The organism is Methylobacterium sp. BI1, assembly GCF_056680125.1.
On the sequence record NZ_CM155267.1, the window covers coordinates 1,204,423 to 1,223,481 of the forward strand.

The window sequence follows — 19,059 nt, forward strand, 5'->3', positions numbered from 1 at the left end:
GCGCCGCTCGATCCGACCTTCATACAATATACGGGAGTGACCCCCCATGGGCTTTCTGGCCGACGCTCTGTCCCGCGTGAAGCCGTCCGCGACCATTGCGATGACGCAGAAGGCGCGCGAGCTGAAAGCGCAGGGCATGGACGTGATCAGCCTCTCCGTGGGAGAGCCGGATTTCGACACCCCCCAGCACATCAAGGACGCGGCCATCGAGGCGATCCGGCGCGGCGAGACCAAGTACCCGCCCGTCTCCGGCATCGTGCCCCTGCGCGAGGCCATCGCGAAGAAGTTCAAGCGCGAGAACGGCCTCGACTACAAGCCGTCCCAGACCATCGTCGGCACCGGCGGCAAGCACGTCATCTACAACGCCCTCCTCGCCACCCTGAACCCCGGCGACGAGGTGGTGATCCCGCGTCCGTACTGGGTCTCCTACCCGGAGATGGTGGTGCTGTGCGGCGGCACGCCGGTCTTCGCCGAGACCGACATGGCCCATGACTTCAAGCTGCAGCCCGAGGAGCTGGAGCGGGTGATCACCCCCAAGACCAAGTGGATCATCCTGAACTCGCCCTCGAACCCCTCCGGCGCGGCCTATGCCCGCGACGAACTGAAGAAGATCACCGACGTCCTGATGCGCCACCCGCAGGTCTGGGTGCTCACCGACGACATGTACGAGCACCTGACCTACGGCGACTTCGAATTCGTGACGCCGGCCCAGATCGAGCCCGGCCTCTACGAGCGCACCCTGACCATGAACGGCGTGTCCAAGGCCTACGCCATGACCGGCTGGCGCATCGGCTACGCCGCCGGCCCCGAGCACCTGATCAAGGCGATGGACTTCGTCCAGGGCCAGCAGACCTCCGGCGCCTCGACGATCTCGCAATGGGCGGCGGTGGCGGCCCTCGAGGGGACGCAGGCGCACCTCGCCGAGTTCCGCAAAGCCTTCCACACCCGGCGCGACCTCGTCGTCTCGATGCTGAACCAGACCAAGGGCCTGAAGTGCCCGACGCCGGAGGGCGCCTTCTACGTCTACCCGTCCTGCGCCGAGACCATCGGGCGCAAGACGCCGGCCGGCAAGACCATCGAGACCGACGAGGATTTCGTGGTGGAGCTGCTCCAGGCGGAGGGCGTCGCCGCGGTCCACGGCTCGGCCTTCGGCCTCGGCCCCAACCTGCGCATCTCCTACGCCACCTCCAACGCGGCCCTCGAAGAGGCCTGCACCCGGATCCAGCGCTTCTGCGGCTCCCTGAGCTGACGGCGGCGTCCGGCGCGGTCCGCAGGCCGCGCCCGGATCTTGCATCCCGCGAGCGACCGCGCCCCGGCCGAGAGCCGCGGCGCGGTCGTTCGCGTTTCCGGAGGTCCGTGCTCATGACGACGATCGCCATCCTGGCCGCCGGCGCGATGGGAAGCGCGCTCGCGGCGCGCCTCACCGCGAACGGCGCCGCGGTCCTCACCTTCCTCGACGGCCGCAGCCCGGCGACCCGGGACCGTGCCGTCGCCGCCGGCATGACCGACACCGACCTGCCCGGCCTGATGCGGGCCGACCTCTTGCTCTCCATCGTCCCGCCGGCCGATGCCGAGGCGCTCGCCATCACCCTGGCGCCGATCCTCGCGGCGGCGGCGCACAAGCCCGTCTACGTCGATTGCAACGCCGTGAACGTCGAGACGGTCCGCCGCATCGCCGGGATCGTCGCGCCGACCGGGGCGACCTTCCTCGACGGTGCGATCATCGGCCTGCCGCCGAAACCCGGCACCCCCGGTCCGCGCCTGCACGTGTCGGGCGACGCCGCCGAATCCGCGCGACCTCTTCGCGACCTCGGTGTCGACCTCAGGGTGAATACCGGTGGTATTGGCGCGGCCTCGGGCCTGAAGATGGCCTATGCGGGCATCAACAAGGGCCTCACCGCCCTCGCTGCCCTCATGGTCCTGGGGGCCGAACGGGCGGGCGCCGGCGCGGCCTTGCGGGCGGAGCTCGCCGAAACTGAGCCGGCTCTCCTTGCGCGCTTCGCCCGCGGCCTGCCCGACATGCTGCCGAAAGCCGGGCGCTGGGTCGCCGAGATGCACGAGATCGCCGCGTTCCTCGGTGACGATGCCGCCGGGCGCCAGGTCTTCGCCGGCGCGGCCGACCTCTACGCACGCCTGTCCGGGCCGGACGAGGCCGGCGACGGCGCCCGCCTGCGGGCCTTCGCCGAGGCGTGCGGATCGTCGCAGCCGTCATGACGCGGGGGAAGCCGGTTGCCGGCTCAGGCGCCGCCGCCTACATCGGCGGTCCCTGCTGCCGAGGCGCCCGATGGTTTCGCGAACCCTCTCGGGCTTGGCATGGCGGCGGGGCCTGTCGTGACGGGGCGGTGCGGACCAGTTCTCTGCGCGGTTCCTGTGAGGCCTAGTGGGCCGGGTGGCGACAGGCGTGTCACGGACGCGGGGAACAGGAACCGCAGCCGTGGCGCAAGGCCCACCTCATCAGCCGCGTCCCATCCCGGGACGAACCCCGGACAGCTCCCCGTCACGGTCGTTAAGGATCCTCGGCAAGTGTAGGTATCGGCCGGGGAACCGGTCGCGTGCCACTGCGTAGTTTCGGGCCTGACCACTATGAGACGCCTCCTGACGGGTGGCATCAAGGCGATCCTCGCGGTCGCTGCGCTCTCCACCGCCGCTCACTGGACCTTGCGCCTGCAGCGCGAGCCGACCCCCTCGCTCCGCGCCCAGGCGGAGCTTCCCGACCCGATCACGACCGGATCGATCACGCCGCGGCAGGCTGAGCCTGCCGTATTGGCTGAGCCGGCTCCGGATTTCGCCAAGACCCTCGATCAGCGCCACCTCTCCGAGCTCTTCGCCGGTGCGGCGCCCGAGAAGGTGAAGCTGCAGAAGACGGCGAACAAGCGCTAGATCGATCCCCGGATTACCTCCGATACAGGGGGCCGACGAACCGCACACCCCCAACCGGAGCGTGCGATCGTCGGCAGCGGGACCGTTAAGGGGTCAAGCGGCAGCGCTTCTGCCGTGATGGCCTTCCTGGATCTCCTCGATGATCTTGGCGCAGAAGGCGTCGAGGTCGCCCGGGTTGCGGCTGGTGATGAGACCCTGGTCCGTGACGACGGGCTCGTCCGTCCAGTCCGCGCCGGCATTCACCACATCCGTCCGGATCGAGGCGAACGAGGTCATCCGGCGTCCCTTCGCCGCGCCGACCTCGATCAGCAGCCATGGCGCATGGCAGATCGCGGCGACCACCTTGCCTGAATCCAGGAAGCTGCGGATCACTGCCAGAGCTTTCGGCTCCAGACGCAGCTTGTCCGGGTTGATCTGTCCGCCTGGCAGGACGAGGGCGTCGTAGTCCTGCGGAGACACGGACTCGAGATCCTTGTCCACGGCGACGTTCTTGCCCCAATCGGTCTTGTCCCAACCACGGATGGATTCCTTCGCCGTGCGGGACTGCGGTGCCACGACGTGAACGGTAGCCCCGGCTTCCTTCAGTTTGCTCTGTGGGACGGTGAGTTCGGTCTCCTCGAAGCCATCGGTCGCGAGAATCAAGACCTTGGCCTGCCCGATGTCAGACATGGATTGTCTCCGGAATTGTGGGGGTACGGCACTGAACAGGTCCCGCCGGACGCAAGTTCCCACTGGGTTCCTGATGTCCCCCCAAGCTCCTGACCGACGCTCTCGGTGGGGGAACCCGGCCGGCTCGGCCGTGTTGGTCCGCACATCCCTCAGACAGACAGGAGGCTTCGTATGGCCAACCACGAGATGGCCAATCCCGGCCTGCCGATCCCCGAGCCGCTGCCGGGTGGAATCCCTGGCGACTTGCCGACGCCGCCCCCGCCGGACGAGCAGCCCGATATCGGACCCACGGGTCCGCGCACGCCCTACCCGGTCAACGATCCGGGGATCGATGAGCCTGCCGGCCCTGGCTCGGAGCCTGATTATTTGCCGGGAGGCCCGACCGACCCCGGCGTCCGGATGTAGCCGGGTTCAGTGATCCCCATGCGATGCGCGCACGTCGCGTGGCGCGCTCAGGATCTCGGAGAGGCTCGTCGCCACGTGGCGGGCCTCTTCGTCCGTCAGGCGAAGCTGGAACGGGGGCAGGGCGCCGGCCTGCAAAGCCACGACCGCCTGACCCTGCTCGTCGGTGCCGACCTCGATCGCCGACGAGGTGACGTCGAGCATCGCGATCTCCTCGTCGGACATGTCCTCGGGCAGATCGCCGTCATCGGGCTCATCGATGGCAGTGAGAAGCTGGCCCACCGCCCGCACCAGGGCGCGGGCTGCCCGGGCATCCATCACGACTGCCGTGGCCTGATCGTCCTTCTGAAATGAAAGCTGAATGTTCGCCCCTTCGAGGGAAACCGAGATGCCCGCCATGAATCGCCTAACCGCTTGCTCAAGAACTCTTATATGCGGTCGACCGCGCGAATAACACAGGGGCCGCCGTCGCGGGCGCCTCGGACCGGCGTCGTTTCCGTCGGGTAGAACGCCTTGTTGCCGCCGCATGATCGGACTACATGAGGGATAGCGGGTATCGGTGAGCTGGGATCTTGTACCGCAAGTGTCTCACGTCCTGCTGATTCCGTCAGGCCTACCGAAGAGGATCCGCCGCTTGCGTCGAGCAGACGCAGGCTGTTGATCGACGAACGATACGAGGATCTATTTCGTGAATACCGGCACTGTAAAGTGGTTCAACGAGACCAAGGGCTACGGCTTCATTCAGCCTGACGATGGCGGCAAGGATGTGTTTGTGCACATCTCCGCGGTCGAGCGCGCTGGCATGCGCAACCTCATCGAGGGTCAGAAGATCTCCTACGAGATTCAGACCGACAAGCGCAGTGGCAAGGACTCGGCTGGCAACCTCCAGGCGGCCTGACGCTCCCGGCGCCAGCCCCCGGGCTGGCGTCACCCCGAACGGCTTCCCACGAAGCCTCCGCCGCCGGCGACCGACACCCTTCTGGGGAGAATGGGTCGAGGATCTGGCACATCCCGCAACACCAACGACGCCCGCAGCCGATTTGGCACGATGCGTCCGAGACACTGCACGCAAAACCTGCACGTTATTGAAAGTACACAAGAAAAATATGTTGTTTGAATATACCAGACGCCGCGGCGTCCGTTCGCCCGTCACCGATGCGGCGACCTTCAAGGTCGGTCACCTGAAGCAGACGATGGCGCATGAGGCCAAGACCGTCGACCTCAGCCACCTGATCGACACCTCCTACAACTACCATTCGCCGCGCGAACTGCGCTGGCATCTGGCCGAGCGGTTCGGCATGGCTCCAGAGGCGATCGCCCTGCGCGAGCATCATTGATCCGAGGCTGCCCTGATCCTGTCGGGGCGGACCGCGTGCCACGTCATCGAACCGTCGTGACGGTCGAGCCCAGCGCCCAGGTGCTGGGCTTTCCTGTTTCTGAGATTCCCCGATGCAGCCTTCGCCCGGCACCCTCAGCGAGGCGCCAGCGCCGCCACGACGTCGTCCCGCAGGCCCTGCGATACGGCGACGAGTTCCCCGTGCACCGGATCCGGACGGTTGTAGGTCGTGGGACGGCCCTGGAGATCGCTGACCGTGCCGCCTGCCTCGCGCAGGATGAGGTCCGCGCCCGCAAGATCCCAGTCCCGTGCATGGGGCGAAACCAGCCCGACATCGATGGAGCCCTCGGCCACCCGCGCGACGCGCAGAGCCAGGGACGGCACCCGCTCGACGGCGACGAGATCGGCCTGTTGCCCGTTCGTCCCGGCGCCTCGGGCTAGGCGGTCCATCATCGGTTTAGGGCCCGTGACGCGCGCGCCTTCGATGGCCCGCTGACCGGAGACGGTGATGGTCTGGCCGTTGCGGGTCGCGCCGGCGCCCGCGATAGCCTCGTAGAAGGTGTCGGTCACAGGCGCGTGGACGAAGCCGAGGATCGGCTGTCCGGCCGACAGAAGCGCCACGGCGATGGACCAGTCGGGATGTCCAGACATGAACGCGCGGGTCCCGTCGATGGGATCGACGATCCAGACCAGACCGGCATCGAGCCGTACAGGATTGTCACTGGTCTCCTCCGAGAGCCAGGCTGCCCGGGGCAGCATCGCGCTGAGGCGCACCTTCAGGAAGGTGTCTACCGCCACGTCAGCTTCGGTCACCGGTGAACCGCCTGCCTTAGACCAGACCCGCGCCCCCGTCTGTCCCCCGGCCTTGTAGAACGGCAACGCGAGGGCGGCCGCTTCGCGGATCGTCTCACGCAGGGCGGGAACGAGGGCGAGTGCGGCTTCCGGGGCGATCGGATCGGACATGCGTCTCCATACGGCTCTGGATGTCAGGCTGGGCGCTTGTTGAAGGGCCCGTCGCCCCAGCACGGATGCATGGAGGGCGGTGCTGCCTTCGTTGTAGGATGCTGGGCGGGTTGTCACAAGCAGAGCGACGCAGATGTCGATACGGGCAAGTCTCTCAGATCGAAGCAAGGAAGCGTTGAGCATTCCACGTGCTTCACCCTTGTCCATACTCGCTTAACGCTCACTCTTAAGCTGGCCTGAGGAGGTTAGACGTAAATCTGCTTGTCATAGATGGGTGACCCATAGAGGTTGCCGGCGCCAACAGGGTATACGAGCAATGAACACTTTCCCGAACATGAACGACATGTCGGCGGATGCCACCTACGTCGGTGCTGCCCCCGTGTTGGTGCTGTCTCGTCTGCCGGTCATCGACCGAATGGGTGCGGCTCGGCCCGCCGGCGTGGCCCTGGCCTTCGCCGAGGATGATTCGGATGCCTGCGGCGAAGATCGCTTCGACCTTCTCCTCGTCGATGCGGCCGGCCGGGTGGTCACCCGCCTCGGACCGTTCTGCGAGGACGAGGTGGTGGCCCATTGGCGCGACGTCTCCGCCAAATCGGGCCTGCCGCGGATGATCGTGAAGGAGGACGGCGAACTCGCCAGCGTCTCCAACCAGCTGGGCCCGGTGGCCCTGGGCCGGACCCGGACCCGTCGCCGTCACGGCCTCCTCAATGGCCGCCGCCCGCGCTTCCTCGTCCGGCGTAAGACCGGCACGCTGCCGGTCCGCCCCCTGATCCATCGCGGCGAGAGCGAGATCATCTCCGGCGCCCGCTGCTGAACCAGGGTCGCCGGACCGCGAGCCGGCCTCAAAAGATATGCGTCACCGCGGCATCCGCTGCGAGGCCGAGAAACAGGATCAGGCCCGCCTCCCGGTTGGAGCGGAAGAGCGTCAGGGCACCCCGACCGTCACGCGTGTCGAGACGCAGCACCTGTCGCCCGAGATGGGCGCCGAACAGGGCGACGCCGAGAAGACCCACGGGGCCTGCGCCGGCCAGGATTGCCGCCAGCGCGATGAAGCCGGTGCTGGCGCCGTAGCACAGACCGATCGCCCCCCGCATCCGGCGCCCGAAGAAGCGGGCCGAGGAACGGATGCCCGCGATCTCGTCGTCCTCGATATCCTGCACGGCGTAGATCGTGTCGTAGCCGATCACCCAGGCGATGGTGCCGGCGTAGAGCAGCAGGGCCGGCGCATCGAGGCGCGCGAACGCCGCGACCCATCCCATCAATGCGCCCCACGCGAAGGCGAGGCCAAGGACCGCCTGGGGGACAGGCATGACGCGCTTCATGAACGGATAGATCGCCACCGGGATCAGCGAGGCGATGCCGACGCCGATCGCCGGACCGTTGAACTGCAGCAGCACCGCGAGGCCAATCAGGGCCTGTATCACGAGGAAAACGGCAGCCTGGCGTGCGCGGACCTGGCCCGAGGGCAGGGGGCGCGAGCGGGTGCGTTCCACCTGCGCGTCGAGGTCCCGGTCGGCGATGTCGTTGTAGGTCGAGCCCGCACCCCGCATGGCGACGGCGCCGACGAAGAACAGGCCCAGATGGACCGGATCGGGGAAAGCGGCGCCGGAGCGAATGGCCGCGAGGGAGGCCGACCACCAGCAGGGCAGAAGCAGGAGCCACCAGCCGATCGGGCGATCGATGCGGGCCAGACGCAGATAGGGCCGCGCCCGGCGCGGCGCGATCCGGTCGACCCAATGTCCCGCTACCGCGTCGGCGACACGGCGATCCGCCTGCGGGGAACTCACGCCGTCCATGGACGCAGGAACGCGCTCGGCCGGATCGTCCTGAAAGTCAGCACAGGATCAGAGGGCGCCCTGCGGCATTTTCAGGCTGCCCGTGAGGCCGGGGCCGCCGAGAAGGCCGCCGCCGCCGCCGTTCTGGGCCTGCGCGCGGGCCTGGGCTTCCATCTTGGAGGCCTGGGCCGCAACGGTGCACACCTTGGTCTTGATGCCCGACACCTTGAGGTGGTCGGCCTTGAAGCCTTCCGCGAAGGAATCGGGGATCGAGCACCACTCCTTGTTGGCAGTGATCCACTTCAGGCCGGCGGCGCCGTTGGCCTGAAGCTTGCCGAACAGGGAGCAGGCCTCGGCCGGCGTCATCTTCTTCTTCGAGCTCGATGCGGCGTTCGCCTTACCGATCAGGTCCTTGCGGGCCTGCAGTGTCTGTTGGATCTCGCCGCACTCGGCAGACTGGGCGAACGTCTGTTCGCTGAAGAGCGCCGTGCCGGCGAGGGCGACGGCCAACGCCGCAATGGTCTTGAACGACATGCCTTGAGATCCTTTCTCCCCCCATCCTCGATCCGGTGGGGGTGAGCCCGGCGACCGGATGCGGAATGGCCTGATGCGTGCCCGGCTGCGCGCAAGAATCCGCGTCCTCCGGCGTTGGTTTTGTTTCGGCATAGGAATGTGGCGTCTTTCAAGCCGCAAACGCCGGGGCACATTCGGAGGTGGATTTACGGCGCAATGTTGCCGCGTGTTGCGGCTTTGCATCAGCGGCAGTTGTGTAGACCGCGCCGTTGACAGCCGACTCACCGCACGCGACCACGCCGGGCATGGCCGCCTACGATTTCACTGCCCCCCGCCTCTTCGTCGAAGCCCCTCTCTCGGTCGGGGCGACGCTGCCCCTCGACCGGGCCCAGGCGAACTACCTCCTGAACGTCTTGCGGCGCGGCCCTACCGATCCTGTTCTCCTGTTCAACGGGCGCGATGGCGAATGGCGTGCCGAGATCGCCCCGACCGGGCGCAAGAGTGCGGACCTGATCGTGCGGGAGCGCACACGCCAGCAGCCGCCTCGCGCGGACCTCCATTACCTGTTCGCACCGTTGAAGTCGGCCCGGCTCGACTACATGGCCCAGAAGGCTGTGGAAATGGGCGCCGGCACCCTTCGCCCGGTCTTTACCCGCTACACTCAGGGTGAGCGGCTGAACGTCGATCGCCTTCGTGCGAACGCCATCGAAGCCGCCGAGCAATGCGGCATCCTCGACCTGCCCGAGATCCAGGAGGCGGCCAAGCTCCCGGCGGCGCTGGATGACCTCAACCCCTTGCGCCTGCTGGTCTTCTGCGACGAGAACGCCCCGGTCTCGGACCCGGTCCGGGCCCTCCGGCAAGCCGCGGACCCCGCGGCTGCCCCGCCTCTCGCAGTGTTGGTCGGACCCGAGGGCGGGTTTGCGCCGGAAGAGCGCGCGCTCATTCTCGAACGTCCGAACACGGTGGCCCTGTCCCTCGGTCCGCGTATCCTGCGGGCCGATACGGCGGCGGTGACGGTGCTGGCTCTGGTTCAGGCGGTGCTCGGCGACGCCCGCTGAGGCGTCGCTTGCCCGCGTTGTTCGCGCGGGTCCCCTGGCCTATGAGGCGCATTGACCCGATCTATGGGGCCACGCCGCTGCGGTCCGGCGCGCCTCTCCCTTGAACGACCTTCCTGAAGAGGCAGCGCATGGCGCGCGACACGTCCGATACGACGCCCTTGACCACGCGGGACGAGCTCATCGCTTGGTTCGCGGACGGCGAGAAGCCGCGCGCGCGTTTCGCGATCGGCACCGAACACGAGAAAGTGCCCTTCTACCGCGATGGAAACCGCCCGGTCCCGTATGCCGGTGAGACGGGCATCCGGGCGCTGCTCGAGGGAGTCGGGCGGGAGACTGGCTGGGAACCGATCGATGATGCCGGCCACCTCATTGGGCTCGCCGGCGCCGAGGGCGGGGCCATTTCCTTGGAGCCCGGCGGGCAGTTCGAGCTCTCCGGGGCGCCATTGGCCGACGTGCACGCGACGGCCGCGGAATTGCGGACGCATCTTGAGGCGACGGCCCGGGTCGCGGACGATCTCGGCATCGGCTTCCTCGATCTCGGCATGAGTCCGAAATGGACGCGGGAAGAGACCCCCGTGATGCCGAAGAGCCGCTACAAGATCATGGCCGCGTACATGCCCAAGGTCGGCAGCCTCGGCCTGGACATGATGCTGCGTACCGCCACGGTGCAGGTGAATCTCGATTTCGCCTCAGAGGCCGACATGGTCGCCAAGATGCGCGTTGCCTTGGCGCTGCAGCCTGTGGCGACGGCCCTCTTCGCCAATTCGCCCTTCACGGATGGGCGCCCCAACGGCTTCCTGTCGCGCCGGTCCGAGATCTGGCGCGACACCGATGGCGACCGCACCGGCATGCTGCCGCGGGCCTTCGAGCCCGGCTTCGGCTACGAGTCCTACGTCGACTGGCTGCTCGACATGCCGATGTACTTCGTCAAGCGCGGCGAGACCTACCACGACGTCTCCGGCGCCTCGTTCCGCGACCTGATGGCCGGCAAGCTCGCGGCGCTGCCGGGGGAGCGCGCCACGGTGTCGGACTGGGCCAACCACGCCTCGACCGCTTTCCCGGAGGTCCGGCTCAAACGCTTCATCGAAATGCGCGGATCCGATGTGGGCAACCCGGCGATGATCGCCGCACAGGCCGCCTTCTGGGTCGGGTTGCTCTACGACGAGGCTTCCCTGGCGGCCGCCTGGGACATTGCCAAGAACTGGAACGCCTGCGATCGGGAGGGCCTGCGTGCTACCGTTCCCCGTCTCGGTCTCGCCGCTCGCATCGCCGGCCGACCCCTCGGGGCAGTGGCGGCCGAGGCGCTGACGATCGCCCGCGCCGGGCTTGCAGCGCGGACGCGCCGCGACGCCCAGGGGCGGGACGAGACACACTTCCTGCAGCCGCTGGAGGCGATCGTCGCCGCCGGACGCTCTCTCGCCGAGGAACGCCTCGCCGACTACGAGGGTCGCTGGCAACGCTCCGTCGAGCCCGCCTTCACAGAATGCGTCTACTGACTCCGGCGGATCGTCGAAGCAGGGGAAATGTGCGGGCGAATCCGCGAATGTGCTTGAAGACACTCGACGCAGCGTCTTGACTGTTGCGATTCTGGAACGGATCTCCAACTTCACCGTTTCAGGGATATCTTATCCTGTGACGGAGAACGCTCGCATGTCGCGCATCTTGTCCCTCGCCCTCGCGGGCACCACCGCCGTCGGTCTCTCGGCCGGTTCCTTCACCACCGCTCAGGCCGCTCCGATGCCGGCCCTCAACGCTGCCCAGGTTGGCGGCGGCGCGGCGATCGAGACCGTGCGCTATCGCGGTTACGGCCGTGGCTACTATGGCGGCTACCGCCGCGGCCCCGGCGTCGGTGGCGCTCTCGCGGCCGGCGCGGCTCTCGGCATCATCGGCGGCGCCATCGCAGCCAGTCAGGCCCCGCGCTACGGCTACTATGATCGGGGCTACGTCGGTACCGGTTATGGCTATGGATATGGGGCGCCTGCCTACGGCTACTACGCCGCCCCGTCCTATGGCTATGGCTACCCCGCCTACGGCTACGGCTACTGAGGTCATGCCGTCCGGGTGCCCGCGGCGCCTGGGCCCAAGTTCCAAGATCCCGTCGATGGTCGAAGCCGTCGGCGGGATTTCTCGTCGTGACGGTGGTAGAGCAGCGCTGACCAGGAGACGCGGACCCTAGGAAGCGACACCCATGACGGACGGAGGTAGCGAGGCCACCCATCTCGATCTCGCCGGATTGAAGTGCCCCCTGCCGGTTCTGCGAACCCGGAAAGCCCTGCGTCGAATGCCGTCCGGCGCGGTCCTGGTGGTCACGTGTACGGATCCGATGGCGGTGATCGACATCCCCCATCTTGTGCAGGAGGAAGGCGACACCCTCGTGGCGCAGGCGCGGGAGGCGGGTCGAACGACCTTCACGATCCGCAGACGTCTCACAATCCCCGAGACCGTTGCCGAAAACACGCGCTCCACGCCTCATTGATGCGCCAACGCCCTGTTAGGGCGCTCCCAACGGTCGCCGCAGCCTCGGCGATCCGACGGGGGAGAGCAGAATGGCGCCGATTATCCGCGGCACCCGGATCGTGCATGATGGCTGGAGCCGTTTTCTCGTCGCCGAGGTGACGATGGACGACGGCACACGCTTGGCGCGCGAGATCGAGGATCACGGACGGGCGACCGCGGTACTGCCCTACGATCCTACCCGGCGGGTCGCCCTGCTGATCGAGCAGTTCCGGACCCCGGCTTTCTATGCGGCGGGAGTCACCTCCGTGCTGGAGGTTCCGGCCGGCCTTCTCGACGAGTCGGAGCCCGAGGAGGGGGCTCGGCGCGAAGCCTACGAGGAGACCGGCGTGCGTCTCGGCGCCCTCGAACCAGTAACTTGTGGCTGGAGCATGCCGGGAATCTCGACCGAGCAGATGGATCTGTTCCTGGCGCCTTACGAGGCGCCCGACCGGGTCGGTCCCGGCGGCGGCCTGGCTGGGGAGCACGAGGACATCACCGTTCGCGAAATGGCCTTGAGCGAACTCGCGGCCATGACGGATCGCGGCGAGGTCACCGACATCAAGACCCTGGTCTTGATCCTGACCCTGCGGGTGCGGCATCCGCACCTGTTCGGCTTGGCCTGATCCGTTGTCGCCGTTTCAGGGCGTCTCGGGCGCGCGCCGCGCGTTGGGCGTCGGACGGGGCCGGGCGGGATGAAGGCGCCGGCGCGACTTCCGAAGAAGCGATCGGCGCAGCGTGATCCCGATCAGCCCCCAGGAGCGTACGAAGTAGCGGCGGAACAGCCGGTGCGGCGCGTGCCAGAACCGGAAGAACCACTCCAGTCCGACGCGTTGCATCAGGGCGGGTGCGCGCGGTACAAGCCCAGCCGCGACGTTCAGCGCTTCGCCGACAGCCAGGACTACGGGGCTACCGAGCGCATTCCCCTGACGGTCGACCCAGATTTCCGAGCGTGGCGCACCGACGCCGAACACGAGCAACGTCGTGCCGTGGGCGCGCACGGCTGCACAGAGGCCGGCCCCGTAGGCCTCATCGTTCTCGAAGCCGAAGGGCGGTACCGTGAAGGCGATCCCGGCGCGCGGGATGCCCTCCGCCACCAGACGCTCGGTGAGGTGCAGCCCGACGGCCTCCGTCGAGCAGACCAGAAAGATCTGTCGGCCCGCGGGCCAGGGCGCGGCGAAGGCGGTCGCGACGAGGTCGTGGCCCGTAACCCGTCGGGCCGATCCGGCACCGCAGAGACGGGCGAGCCAGACAAGGGGCATGCCGTCGAGGGTATGAGCGACGGCGCCCTCGTAGGCTTTCCGGAACGCCATATTCTCTGACAGCGTGACGATGTGATCGAGGTTTGCGGTGACGATCATGCGCGGCCGGGTCGCCGGTTGCCGAACTGCGGTCGCGAGAATGTCTGCGGCCGATCCGGGCGTGAACGTGATGTCGAATAAGCGAACGCTCATGTCATCGCCTTTGGGACGTGTCCCGTGCGCATCCGGGGGATGGGTGACGGGAACCCGGGGCTGATCCATCGCGCCTGGGAAGAAACGGGCGCGGGAGAGATCTGGAGGGATCGAACGTGGGAGCCGTGGTGGACAGGGTTGGGTTCAGGCATCGACGGCTCTGAAGCTGCGGGCTCCGGGTGTCGCACGCGTGCGAGGCGAACGGATTTCGCGCCGGTCGCGCCAGGCTCCGAGCCAGAGCGCGGCGGCGGCTCCGAGGCCCAGGCCCATCAGGAGGGCGAAGGGTAGCACCAGCTTGGGAGAGGGCGGCCAGGCGCGGCTCCGCGGCGGCGTCGCCGTCGAGATGACCCGGACGTTGGAGCTGTTCAGGCGCTCCTGTTCGTTGGTCTCCCGTGAGCGGCGCAGAAACGCCTCGTAGATCGAGCGCCGGGCATCGAGCTCGCGCTCGAGTTCGCGCAGGCCGACATTGGCGCGGTCGTTCCCCGCCGTCTCGGTCTTGGCCCGCTCCAGGCTCCGGCGCACGGCGGTCTCGCTCGCCACCGCCCGGTCGTAGTCCTTCTGCGAGGTGTCGATGATCCGCTCCTTCTCGCGCTGGATCAGGCGCTGGAGATCGCGCTGCTGAGCGTACTGGTCGGCCATGGCCGGGTGGCGGTCGCCGAGGCGCTGGGCGAGTTCTGCGGTGTTGCGCGAGAGCGTCGCATATTGCTGCCGCAGGTTCTGCATTTCGAGGGACTGAAGCATCTCCGGCAGGGCCGTCCCGGCCTCGCCGGTGCGCATGTGCCGGGCCTGGTCGAGGCGCGCCTTGGCCTCGGCCGTCTTCAGGGTGGCGGTGACGAGCTGCTGGTTGAGGTCGCTGAGCTGCTGATCGCTGAGAAGACGCCCACTTGACGTCACCAGCTTGTTCGTCACGCGATACTGCAGAACCTTGCGCTCGGCCTCCTCGACCGACTGGCGCAGGGTGGTCAACCGGCTCGTCAGGGCCTCTGATGCACGGCGCGCCGCATCGGTGCGCGCCGCCGCATCCTCCGCGAAATACGCGTCCGCGATGGCATTTGCGATCCGGGCCGACTTCTCCGGATCCCGGGTCTGGACGTAGACGTCGATGACGAATGTCCGCTCCGCCCGACGCACGCCGAGCCTGAGACGAAGGTTGTCGAGGGCCAGATTGACCGGCTCGCGGCTCGCCGGGGGCGGCTCCATGCCGAGGAGCGCCTTGAGGCTCTGCACCAGCGGGCTCGTCGAGGCTGGGGGAACGAACTCCGTATCCTGGGTCAGATCGAGACGGTCGATGACCCGCCGCAGGACGCTGTCGGATTGCATCACCCGCGTCTGGCTCTCAGCGATCGAGACGCCGCTGTCGGCCTGGGGTTGACGGTTGCTGAGGTCGTTCTGGATCACCGGAAGATCGGCCGGATCGACCAGGATCTGCGTCACGGCGGTGTAGGTCGGCGTCACGGCGTTCAGCAGCACCACGGCGAGGATCACGGCCGCGAGTCCGCCGAGCAGGATGACGCCGGAACCGCGCCAGAGGCGACGCAGGATCAGGCGGTGGTCGAGCCCGCTCGGTGTCCCGGTCTCGAGGACAACCGGCTCGCCACGGACCGGGCTTCCGAAGTCGAACATCTGTCTCGTCTCCCGACCTGGTCGCCGCTCGCGCGGTTCTTGTCTTCCGCCTCGAACAACTTTGTCTCAGTTTCACCGCCTGTCTGTTTCGAAACGGAACAGGCGAGCACCGAAACGGCATCCACTTCGTCGTCTGCGCAGGACATATGCCAGCGGAGCTGCCGCGCTGAGCGTCGCGATGGACGCACCCTACGATCTCCTCGTAGAGAGCGAGAATCGACATGATATTGGTAAGAACAGGTTTGCTAACAGGTTGCGATCTGCGTAGTCCGCCCGCCCTTCGTCGCTTACCTGTGCACAACTCCAGCCGGCTTCATGCTGGCTCACGATTGTCGGGCGGCACGAGTCGATCTTCCGCGTGGTCGTAGGCGGGTGGGCCAACCTTCAGAAACTTCGAGAAACACACTGCGTCTCCGGCCGCGAGGCGGTTCCAGCGTGCCACGTTGGCCCGCGAGGCATCCGGGACCGCCGCGAAGGCGGAACTCCGGACCCAGGCGAGGATCGCGGCGGCGGCGCTCTGTGGATCGGAGGTCTCGATGTGCAGACCGGAGTCGGCCAGGACTTCACAGAAGACCTGTCCGTACGGGGCAACGACCGGAAGTCCGCCGTGCTGGGCCTCCAAGAGCGGCAAGCCGAGTCCTTCGGCGCGCGAGGTCGAGAGCAGGAGATGGCACCGGGCCGCGAGACCGCGCAGGGCTCCGTCGTCGAGGTAGCCGTGCAGAGTGAGGAATGGAGGCGGTGCGGCGAGGAAAGCATGGTGGCCCCAGCCGACCCGCCCGACCACGTGGAGTTCCGCCGCGATCCCGCCCGCGTTCAGGGCCGCGACGATCGCCAGCGCCGACGCGTAGTCCTTGCGCGGCTCGATGGTGCCGATGCAGAGGAGCCGGAGCGGCGTAGCGGCGGTGGGCGTCGGCGGGGCTGGCAGGCCGGCCAGTCCGAACACATCGCGGACGGCTGGCCGCAGCAGGGCCACCAAGGCCTCGCGGGCACATAACGCCCGCACCGCCTCGCCGGTGGTGCGTGAGTTGACGAGAAAGCTGCGCCCGAAGCGTAGGGCGAAGGCGAAGCTCGGCGCCATGTAGAGGCGGCTCTTCCAGCTCAGGTCCTGCGGGCGTGTCAGCAGGAAGGTGTCGTGCACGTAGGTGATGCACTGGCGCCGACGCAGGACCGAAAGTGGACCTGGGGGAAACCCGGGGAAGAGGAACAGGGCCGCGGGATCACACAGGGCCCGCAGGGGCAGACCGAGATGCTGGGCCGCGATCATGCCGGGGATTCCCCGTGCGCGGACCGTGGTGATGGGGTGCGGTTGCAGCGTGTCGGGCGTGAACAGGTCGAGGGCGACGCGCTCGATCCCGGTGACGTGTCCGCGCAGATGCGTGTGATCGAGGTAGATGCGACGCGGCTCCGACAGCACGGTCATCGCGCCTCTCCGCCGGCGGCGGGCCGGAGCATTCTGCGAAGTGTCGCGGCCCCGTAGAGGGCCCGGCGCAGCCATGGCGGCATGTCGCGTCCGACGAGCGCGTGCTTGGTCCGTCGGGCGAGGCGGACCACCCGCGACGCGTCGCTGGGAATCAGGCCCGTCCGTCCGGGGGCGCGGTCCAGCGCCATCGCAAAGGTCGACAGCATCTCCGGGGCGAAGCAGATGCGTCCGGACCCGGCCGAGGCTGGCAGGAGACCGCGCGCGACGAAGACATCGTTCAGGCGCATCGCGCAAGCCGCGTGACTGTTGCGGCTCTCGAGGGCGATCCGTCCTACGAGCCCCAAGCGTCGGCGCTCGGGAGCATCGGCGATCAGCGCCCGGAGCGCCTCCTCGAGGGCACCCGCCTCCGTTGGCACGAGGCGACCCGAGATGTCGTCCATGACGGCCGTGGCTAGGCCGGTGGCGCGATACGCGACGGTCGGCGTCCCGCACAGCCCGGCTTCCACAGGGGTCTGCCCGAACGTCTCCTGGCGGCTCGCGGTCACGTAGAGGTCGCAGGCGCCGTACCAAGCCGCCAGCGTCGCCTCATCGCCAATCGGACCTGCCGCGATCAAGTCCGGAATCCCGAGGGAGTCCGGATCGTCGAGTCGCCCGACGGCGACGAAACGGAGTCCCGGCCGGGCGACCCGGCGCAGGATCCCGGTCAGTTCGGCCGTCCCCTTGCTCGGCGCGTCCGCGATCACGGCGGCGAACATGACGAGGACGTCGTCGGCCGGCAAACCGAGTTCGCGCCGCAGGGTCTCGCGCGATCGGGGGCGAAACACCCCCGTCGGAAACGCTAGATCGATACGGTCGACCCGTGCGCCCGCCGGTGCCAGGGCGATCGCCGCTGATTCCGTCCAGGCGGAGGCGGCCAGAAGGAATGGTCCCCCGGGTTCGGCGAGGATCGCCCTCTTCTCCGTGAAAGCGCCGGCGATCCGCTCCGGCAGCACCTGCGGATAGGCGTTGGGCGAGGGGCAGCGAGCATCGCATCCCTCGGCGATGATCGGGCAGCCGGATGGGGAGGCGCAGCGCCCGGTGACGAGGAAGAGATCGTGCAGCACCGCGGCAACCGGGACAGTGCGGGCGAGCCGCCCCAGGATCGAGGTGCGGCGGGTCGCGCCGTGAAGGTTGCCCGCCAGCACCAGATCGTAACCGCCTTGGGACAGGGTCCGTTCGGTCTGCGGAAATCGCTCGACCCACTCGGCCGCGGCCAGCGGCGATTCCTCCGCGAGGCAGTGATCGCTCACGATGTGGCCGGCGAGGGCGAGGGCATCGCACAGGCGCCGATGGGCGATCCCGGCGCCGCCGAGCGGACCTTGGTCGGTCAGGCTGGCCACCGAGAGGCCGGAAGCCATGGCAGGCGCAAGGTGGACCGGTGCGGCGTGCAGAAGCACCGGCCGACCCACGCGTGCGAGCACGGCGCCCCCCCGGACGAGGCGGGGCCAGAGGGCGGCAACCGGACGCGTGGCGTCGGAGTCGAAGCCGCCGACGGCCTGTACGCAGGTGCGCTTCAGCAGAACCTCGCCGCCGCTGAAGGGGGCGAGCGGCCCGTCCGGGGGCGCGGGATCGACGAGCGCTCCTGGGGACGCCGCTGGGGCGTCGACCCCGATCTGTCCCGTATCGAAGACGACACGCAGGCCCACGACGACGTCGGCACCGCTGAGCATGAATTGCAGGGCAAGGGCTGTGAGCGCATCCGGCGCCAGCAGGTCGCCGGGCGGGAGAACCAGAAGGGCGTCGCAGACCTCGTCCGCGACGATGCGGAGCAATTGCGCTGCACGCTCGGCCTGCGGGATGATGGTGTGTGTGAGGTTCGGATAGCCCTGCCCATCCACGGACGCTCGCGTGGCAGCGAGTCCGTCGCAGGATCCATCGACCAGCGTGACCACGTTCAGGTGCGGCCAGTCCCGATCCGTCAGAGGCGGATCGACCAGATCGGGACGGGACGATCCGAAGGGCCAAGCGGCGATGCCATGCGCCTGTGGACCGAAGCGGTCAGCGATTCCGTCGACCGTCGGCCGCGCGACGGCTTCGTCCGATAGGTCCGTCACGCCTGCCCGATCACGCTTTGCCCGATCACCGCCTGTCTGGATTCCTCGAAAAGGCCGAGGGCCGACGGTGTTAAGGATGCAGCGAAGAGCTGAATCTTCCGTATGCGGGGGACTGCGTTCGCGCTGCTGACCCCAACGCATCCTGGGGCGCGATCGCGTGGGCCGACCGGACGAACTCTGAGCGTCGCGGCGACCACATAATTAGCATCCGTCGGGACATCCCGTGCGAAAGCTCTTAAATCCGAATTTTCAGTGATCTCGGGAAAAGACAGGGTCTAGGTATACTGGTCGGAGTGGCAGGATTTGAACCTGCGACCCCCACGTCCCGAACGTGGTGCGCTACCAGACTGCGCTACACTCCGACAAAGCCGGCTTGGTGG

The 19,059-nt window shown here is 68.0% G+C and carries 21 protein-coding genes and 1 tRNA gene; 12 read left to right on the forward strand and 10 right to left on the reverse strand.

Going from position 1 to position 19,059, the window contains the following annotated elements:
• The first annotated feature begins 46 nt into the window (after positions 1-46).
• The 3 genes from AC1MGR_RS05805 (at position 47) to AC1MGR_RS05815 (ending at position 2,880) form a co-directional block, all read left to right on the forward strand.
• Positions 47-1,249, forward strand: a complete 1,203-nt coding sequence (locus AC1MGR_RS05805; protein WP_480233960.1) for a pyridoxal phosphate-dependent aminotransferase — start codon at positions 47-49, stop codon at positions 1,247-1,249.
• Between the two features lie 113 nt (positions 1,250-1,362).
• The gene (locus AC1MGR_RS05810; RefSeq protein WP_480233961.1) at positions 1,363-2,214 is read left to right on the forward strand and encodes an NAD(P)-dependent oxidoreductase; all 852 of its coding nucleotides are present in this window, start codon (positions 1,363-1,365) and stop codon (positions 2,212-2,214) included.
• 369 nt (positions 2,215-2,583) lie between these two features.
• Complete coding sequence (locus tag AC1MGR_RS05815; RefSeq protein ID WP_480233962.1) at positions 2,584-2,880, forward strand: hypothetical protein; 297 nt, start codon at positions 2,584-2,586, stop codon at positions 2,878-2,880.
• Positions 2,881-2,973: 93 nt separating this feature from the next.
• Here AC1MGR_RS05815 and AC1MGR_RS05820 read toward each other — a convergent pair whose 3' ends face one another.
• Positions 2,974-3,549: a type 1 glutamine amidotransferase domain-containing protein gene (locus AC1MGR_RS05820; protein ID WP_480233963.1), complete on the reverse strand. Its 576-nt coding sequence runs from the start codon at positions 3,547-3,549 to the stop codon at positions 2,974-2,976.
• Between the two features lie 186 nt (positions 3,550-3,735).
• On the opposite strand from AC1MGR_RS05820, the gene AC1MGR_RS05825 reads away from it, so the two are divergent.
• Positions 3,736-3,954: a hypothetical protein gene (locus AC1MGR_RS05825; RefSeq protein ID WP_055957152.1), complete on the forward strand. Its 219-nt coding sequence runs from the start codon at positions 3,736-3,738 to the stop codon at positions 3,952-3,954.
• A gap of 6 nt (positions 3,955-3,960) precedes the next feature.
• On the opposite strand, the gene AC1MGR_RS05830 is transcribed toward AC1MGR_RS05825, so the two are convergent.
• Positions 3,961-4,350, reverse strand: a complete 390-nt coding sequence (locus tag AC1MGR_RS05830) for a hypothetical protein (protein ID WP_103710293.1) — start codon at positions 4,348-4,350, stop codon at positions 3,961-3,963.
• A gap of 289 nt (positions 4,351-4,639) precedes the next feature.
• Here AC1MGR_RS05830 and AC1MGR_RS05835 point away from each other — a divergent pair, with 289 nt between their 5' ends.
• Together AC1MGR_RS05835 and AC1MGR_RS05840 are read left to right on the forward strand one after the other, a co-directional pair.
• The gene (locus AC1MGR_RS05835; RefSeq protein WP_055956856.1) at positions 4,640-4,849 is read left to right on the forward strand and encodes a cold-shock protein; all 210 of its coding nucleotides are present in this window, start codon (positions 4,640-4,642) and stop codon (positions 4,847-4,849) included.
• A gap of 208 nt (positions 4,850-5,057) precedes the next feature.
• Positions 5,058-5,288, forward strand: a complete 231-nt coding sequence (locus tag AC1MGR_RS05840; RefSeq protein WP_055956852.1) for a hypothetical protein — start codon at positions 5,058-5,060, stop codon at positions 5,286-5,288.
• Between the two features lie 134 nt (positions 5,289-5,422).
• Here AC1MGR_RS05840 and AC1MGR_RS05845 read toward each other — a convergent pair whose 3' ends face one another.
• A complete protein-coding gene (locus AC1MGR_RS05845; protein WP_108035118.1) occupies positions 5,423-6,250 on the reverse strand; it encodes a 3'(2'),5'-bisphosphate nucleotidase CysQ in 828 nt (275 codons plus the stop codon).
• A 316-nt stretch (positions 6,251-6,566) separates the two neighbouring features.
• On the opposite strand from AC1MGR_RS05845, the gene AC1MGR_RS05850 reads away from it, so the two are divergent.
• Complete coding sequence (locus AC1MGR_RS05850; RefSeq protein WP_480233964.1) at positions 6,567-7,064, forward strand: DUF6101 family protein; 498 nt, start codon at positions 6,567-6,569, stop codon at positions 7,062-7,064.
• A 28-nt stretch (positions 7,065-7,092) separates the two neighbouring features.
• Here the strand turns inward: AC1MGR_RS05850 and ubiA are convergent, their stop codons facing one another.
• Both ubiA and AC1MGR_RS05860 read right to left on the reverse strand, forming a co-directional pair.
• Entirely contained in the window at positions 7,093-8,046 is a 954-nt protein-coding gene (ubiA, locus tag AC1MGR_RS05855; RefSeq protein ID WP_480233965.1) for a 4-hydroxybenzoate octaprenyltransferase, read from the reverse strand.
• Positions 8,047-8,094: 48 nt separating this feature from the next.
• Positions 8,095-8,559, reverse strand: coding sequence for a hypothetical protein (locus AC1MGR_RS05860; protein ID WP_480233966.1), 465 nt, complete (start codon positions 8,557-8,559; stop codon positions 8,095-8,097).
• A 284-nt stretch (positions 8,560-8,843) separates the two neighbouring features.
• Here AC1MGR_RS05860 and AC1MGR_RS05865 point away from each other — a divergent pair, with 284 nt between their 5' ends.
• The 5 genes from AC1MGR_RS05865 to AC1MGR_RS05885 all read left to right on the forward strand — a co-directional run bounded on the left by AC1MGR_RS05865 (position 8,844) and on the right by AC1MGR_RS05885 (position 12,715).
• Positions 8,844-9,596 carry a 16S rRNA (uracil(1498)-N(3))-methyltransferase gene (locus AC1MGR_RS05865; protein ID WP_108035115.1) on the forward strand — a complete coding sequence of 251 codons (753 nt, stop codon included), beginning with the start codon at positions 8,844-8,846 and terminating at the stop codon, positions 9,594-9,596.
• Positions 9,597-9,724: 128 nt separating this feature from the next.
• Positions 9,725-11,092 carry a glutamate--cysteine ligase gene (locus AC1MGR_RS05870; RefSeq protein ID WP_480233967.1) on the forward strand — a complete coding sequence of 456 codons (1,368 nt, stop codon included), beginning with the start codon at positions 9,725-9,727 and terminating at the stop codon, positions 11,090-11,092.
• Between the two features lie 154 nt (positions 11,093-11,246).
• Positions 11,247-11,642, forward strand: coding sequence for a hypothetical protein (locus tag AC1MGR_RS05875; protein ID WP_480233968.1), 396 nt, complete (start codon positions 11,247-11,249; stop codon positions 11,640-11,642).
• A 142-nt stretch (positions 11,643-11,784) separates the two neighbouring features.
• Positions 11,785-12,072 (forward strand): sulfurtransferase TusA family protein, encoded by a 288-nt coding sequence (locus AC1MGR_RS05880; protein WP_480233969.1) that lies wholly within the window; start codon positions 11,785-11,787, stop codon positions 12,070-12,072.
• Positions 12,073-12,142: 70 nt separating this feature from the next.
• Positions 12,143-12,715 (forward strand): NUDIX hydrolase, encoded by a 573-nt coding sequence (locus AC1MGR_RS05885; protein WP_108035111.1) that lies wholly within the window; start codon positions 12,143-12,145, stop codon positions 12,713-12,715.
• 15 nt (positions 12,716-12,730) lie between these two features.
• Here AC1MGR_RS05885 and AC1MGR_RS05890 read toward each other — a convergent pair whose 3' ends face one another.
• The 5 genes from AC1MGR_RS05890 to AC1MGR_RS05910 form a co-directional block, all read right to left on the reverse strand.
• The gene (locus tag AC1MGR_RS05890) at positions 12,731-13,450 is read right to left on the reverse strand and encodes a WecB/TagA/CpsF family glycosyltransferase (RefSeq protein WP_480233970.1); all 720 of its coding nucleotides are present in this window, start codon (positions 13,448-13,450) and stop codon (positions 12,731-12,733) included.
• A gap of 237 nt (positions 13,451-13,687) precedes the next feature.
• Positions 13,688-15,166 carry a GumC family protein gene (locus tag AC1MGR_RS05895; RefSeq protein WP_480233971.1) on the reverse strand — a complete coding sequence of 493 codons (1,479 nt, stop codon included), beginning with the start codon at positions 15,164-15,166 and terminating at the stop codon, positions 13,688-13,690.
• 313 nt (positions 15,167-15,479) lie between these two features.
• The gene (locus AC1MGR_RS05900; RefSeq protein WP_480233972.1) at positions 15,480-16,586 is read right to left on the reverse strand and encodes a glycosyltransferase; all 1,107 of its coding nucleotides are present in this window, start codon (positions 16,584-16,586) and stop codon (positions 15,480-15,482) included.
• Complete coding sequence (locus AC1MGR_RS05905) at positions 16,583-18,679, reverse strand: glycosyltransferase (protein ID WP_480233973.1); 2,097 nt, start codon at positions 18,677-18,679, stop codon at positions 16,583-16,585. The genes AC1MGR_RS05900 and AC1MGR_RS05905 overlap by 4 nt, the downstream gene beginning before the upstream one ends.
• Before the next feature lie 285 nt (positions 18,680-18,964).
• Positions 18,965-19,041, reverse strand: a tRNA-Pro gene (locus tag AC1MGR_RS05910).
• Positions 19,042-19,059 lie beyond the last annotated feature (18 nt).